This window comes from Vibrio sp. V42_P2S4T144 (genome assembly GCF_009904715.1).
GTDB lineage: Bacteria > Pseudomonadota > Gammaproteobacteria > Enterobacterales > Vibrionaceae > Vibrio > Vibrio alginolyticus.
Window position 1 is genome coordinate 1 of record NZ_WXWS01000038.1, and the last position, 4131, is coordinate 4131.

3 protein-coding genes are annotated in these 4131 nt (G+C 46.6%); all 3 read right to left on the reverse strand.

The window, feature by feature from the left end; all coding sequences use genetic code 11:
* Positions 1-26: 26 nt before the first annotated feature.
* The 3 genes from CAG68_RS01170 to nirB all read right to left on the reverse strand — a co-directional run bounded on the left by CAG68_RS01170 (position 27) and on the right by nirB (position 3972).
* Positions 27-875: a formate/nitrite transporter family protein gene (locus CAG68_RS01170; protein WP_005387971.1), complete on the reverse strand. Its 849-nt coding sequence runs from the start codon at positions 873-875 to the stop codon at positions 27-29.
* 195 nt (positions 876-1070) lie between these two features.
* On the reverse strand, positions 1071-1394 hold the full coding sequence (gene nirD, locus CAG68_RS01175) for a nitrite reductase small subunit NirD (RefSeq protein ID WP_005387969.1): 324 nt from the start codon (positions 1392-1394) through the stop codon (positions 1071-1073).
* A 13-nt stretch (positions 1395-1407) separates the two neighbouring features.
* Positions 1408-3972, reverse strand: coding sequence for a nitrite reductase large subunit NirB (nirB, locus tag CAG68_RS01180; RefSeq protein ID WP_086047379.1), 2565 nt, complete (start codon positions 3970-3972; stop codon positions 1408-1410).
* Between the last annotated feature and the right edge of the window lie 159 nt (positions 3973-4131).

Below are 4131 nucleotides of genomic sequence, written 5' to 3' on the forward strand. Positions count from 1 at the left end.
ATATTAAGCGAATTACCCGTTAATGGTTATTTAGCCATTGCAGGTTGCGCTTTTACTTCTTCTTCAGCATTGATAGAAGGCGCAGTTTTAGCGTGAGTTAGGTACAGTGGAATACAAGTCATTACTAGACCACCAACAATGTTACCTAGGATGGTTGGGATAAGGTTGAAGTTCAACCAAGTCGCGATACCAAAATCCGCACCTAGAATCATACCTAGTGGGAATAGGAACATGTTTACTACTGTGTGCTCGAATACTAGAGCGAAGAAGATGAAGATTGGGAACCACATCATTGCTACGCGACCAGATACTGAACGTGCTGTCATGTTGCCGATAACGCCTAGACACACCATTAGGTTACAGAAGATGCCGCGTACGAAACACGTGATCCATCCGTCCATACCCATGTTTTCAAAACCAAGGCTACGCGCGGTAGAAACAGCCACAAATTTCTTCGCTACTGCGTTCAGTTCTAGAGAGAAGTTACCTGTTAGTGAGATAGCCACTAGGTAAGCAACGATTAGAGAACCGATAAGGTTACCCAAGCCCACAAGACCCCAACAACGGAAGATACGACCCCAAGTGATACCAGGACGGTTTGCAAACTTAGCCAGAGGCGCTAGACCAAAAACACCGGTTACTAGGTCATACCCCATCACACTTAGAATCACGAAACCAACGGGGAAAACAAGTGCTCCTACAAGACCGATACCCGTTTGTACAATCGCGGTAATAGCAACCACCACCGCAAGCGAAAGAATAACGCCAGCCATCGTACCGCGAAGCAGAAGGTCTCGCGTGCTTGTATTAGTTTTCGCTTCACCAACATTGATCATGGTTTGCACGAATTCTGCAGGCTTAAAATCAGTAGACATGAATGTGTCCTTATCCAAAATTGAAAGTTAAAAAGTTAAAGATTGAATAGAGAAAGGCTTCCCGTTGACACCTGAACGCTATCTACAACACCTCGCTTCCCTGTTCCCCTGAGTTGATGCTTGGAAAGCCTTTGTCTATTAAATCTAGGTTTCAGTTCATTCCCTCCCCCTAAGAGGAGGGAATGAAAACCAAGCTTACGCAGAGATTTCTACTTCGCCGTTGGTTACGCGGGTTTTGTACGCTTTCACGCTAAAACGCTCGTCTTCCATGCACGCACCTGTTGTCAGGTTAAAGCGTTGCTTCTTAAGTGGGCTAGCCACCCAAAGCTCGCCTTGGTGCTCACAGATCAAACCGCGAGAAAGCACGTTTGATTGGAAGAACGGGTCTGTGTTGCTGATCGCCAGCACTTCTTCTGCTTGTGTTGGGCGGAATACCGCCACTTGCTGACCATCAACCAGTGCACAAACACCCGTGCCCGGTACGATGTCGCTGATTTGGCAAATCTTTTCAAATGACATAATCAACCTTCCCTTATGCTTCAGTGATCGCTACGTGTAGGATGTCGCCTTTCGCTTCAGGATGTTTTTCCGTGAAGGTTGCTGGGCGGTGCTGTTCACGCTCTTGTACAAACACAACGTTGTCATCGCGCTTGTCAGAGTTGATGAAGTGCGCGAAACGAGTCAGTTGTGATTCGTCGTTGATGGTCGCAGTCCACTCACACTCGTACTCGTCTACAAGCTTCGCTACGTCTGCCTCTAGTTGAGCGTTGATACCAAGCTTGTCGTTAACAATCACTTCGCGTAGGTAGTCAACGCCACCTTCCATGTTTTCCATCCAAACTGATGTGCGTTGTAGTGGCGCAGCAGTACGGATGTAGAACATCATGAAGCGGTCGATGTACTTGATTAGTGTTTCTTTATCTAGGTCACTTGCAAGTAGGTCTGCGTGACGAGGCTTCATACCACCGTTACCACATACGTACATGTTCCAACCTGCATCAGTCGCGATAATGCCAAGGTCTTTACCTTGTGCTTCCGCACACTCACGAGTACAGCCAGAAACACCGAACTTCATCTTATGAGGTGTACGAATGCCTTTGTAACGGTTCTCGATGTAAGAACCTAGACCAACAGAGTCTTGAACACCGTAACGACACCAAGTAGAGCCCACACATGTCTTCGCCATACGAAGTGCTTTTGCGTACGCTTGACCTGTTTCGAAACCAGCGTCGATAAGCTTGCGCCAGATCTCTGGAAGATCGTCTTTTTGAGCACCAAACAGACCAATACGTTGAGCACCGGTTACTTTGGTGTATAGGTTGTATTCTGCTGCAACGTTCGCTAGTGCACTCAGTGCTTGAGGTGTTACTTCACCACCCGCCATACGTGGGATAACAGAGTAAGTACCGTCTTTTTGGATGTTACCTAGGAAGTTATCGTTCGTGTCGTGCAGCTTAACCAGTTGTGGCTTAAGGATGTGCTCACCCCAGCAAGAAGCCAAGATAGAACCAGCCAGTGGTTTACAAACTTCACAGCCGTAACCTTTACCGTATTTCTCTAGAAGCTCATCAAACGTTTTGATCTCTTCAATACGGATTAGGTGGAACAGCTCTTGGCGTGAGTATGCAAAGTGCTCACACACGTCGTTCTTCACTTCGATACCAGATTTAGCAAGCTCAGCATTTAGAACAGACGTCACTAGGGGAATACAACCACCACAGCCTGTACCCGCGCCCGTCACGGCTTTGATGTCGCCCAATGTGTGGTGACCATCAGCAACCGCTTGTGCGATCTTGCCTTTGGTTACGTCGAAACAAGAGCAGATCACTGCACTTTCTGGTAGAGCATCTGCACCTAGTGCTGGTTTCTCAGCGCCTGCGTGTGCAGGAAGGATCAACGCATCTGGGTGTTCTGGTAGGTCGATTTCGTTCAACATAAGTTGAAGCAGGTCGCCGTAGTCAGACGTATCGCCAACCATAACCGCGCCAAGCAGTTTCTTGTTGTCTTTAGAAACGATAAGACGTTTGTAGACTTCTTGTTCTTCGTTCTGGTAAACGTAACTCTTACAACCTTCAGTACGACCGTTCGCGTCACCGATTGAACCTACTTTTACACCTAGAAGTTTCAGCTTCGCAGACATGTCAGCGCCTTCGAATTTGCTTTCTGTGTTACCTAGTAGGTGATCAACGGCAACTGTCGCCATCTTGTAGCCAGGAGCAACAAGGCCGTAGAACATTTCGTTCCAAGACGCACACTCACCAATCGCGTAGATGTTCTCATCAGAAGTCTGACAATGATCGTTGATAGCAACACCGCCACGAGGTGCCACTTCTAGCTCCATTTGGCGTGCTAGTTTGTCTTGTGGACGAATACCTGCAGAGAATACGATGAAGTCTGTTTCTAGCTCTGAACCGTCAGCAAAACGCATAACGTTGCGTGCGTTTGTGCCTTCTGCCGCAATCTCAAGCGTGTTTTTGCTGGTGTGAACGTTCACGCCCATACGCTCGATCTTTTGACGAAGTTGGTTACCACCAGCAAGGTCAAGTTGCTCAGCCATTAGCTTCGGTGCGAACTCAACAACGTGCGTTTCTACACCCAGTGCTTTCAATGCACCAGCTGCTTCAAGACCTAGCAGACCACCACCGACAACAACGCCTGATTTGCTCTTCTTCGCACACGCTTCGATCGCTTTAAGATCTTCGATAGTACGGTAAACAAAACAGTCTTTGCTTTCGTGACCTTTGATAGGTGGAACAAATGGGAATGAGCCAGTAGCAAGAATCAGCTTGTCGTATTGAACTTCACGGCCAGTGCTTGAGTAAACAATGCGGTTTTCACGGTTGATGTTAATCGCGCGTTCGCCGATCAGCATGTTAATACCGTGTTTCTCGTAGAAGCCTTCTTTTACTAAAGAAAGTTCATCTGCAGTATGGTGAGAAAAGTAAGAGGAAAGGTGCACACGGTCGTATGCGACACGAGGTTCTTCACAGAAAACCGTAATGTCTATATTAGACATATCAGCTTTCTCGACTAAGTCTTCAATATAACGGTGCCCTACCATACCGTTACCGATGACTACTAGCTTCAACTTGCTCATTATAATTCCTAAGGGTTAGGTTCTTATCACTGAGCTCATTGTTAATTGTGAAAGAAAATTAATACATGATGTAAATCAATTACAATTTCAAACTACCCTAAAGGGGTAGATGAACGTATTTATCTGACTATTGCGAAATAAAAAGTAATTTATTAACGG

What these genes read in the sequence shown, in the direction of transcription:
- CAG68_RS01170 (WP_005387971.1), bottom strand. Translation starts at nt 875, where the DNA reads ATGTCTACTGATTTTAAGCCTGCAGAATTCGTGCAAACCATGATCAAT.
- nirD (WP_005387969.1), bottom strand. Translation starts at nt 1,394, where the DNA reads ATGTCATTTGAAAAGATTTGCCAAATCAGCGACATCGTACCGGGCACG.
- nirB (WP_086047379.1), bottom strand. Translation starts at nt 3,972, where the DNA reads ATGAGCAAGTTGAAGCTAGTAGTCATCGGTAACGGTATGGTAGGGCAC.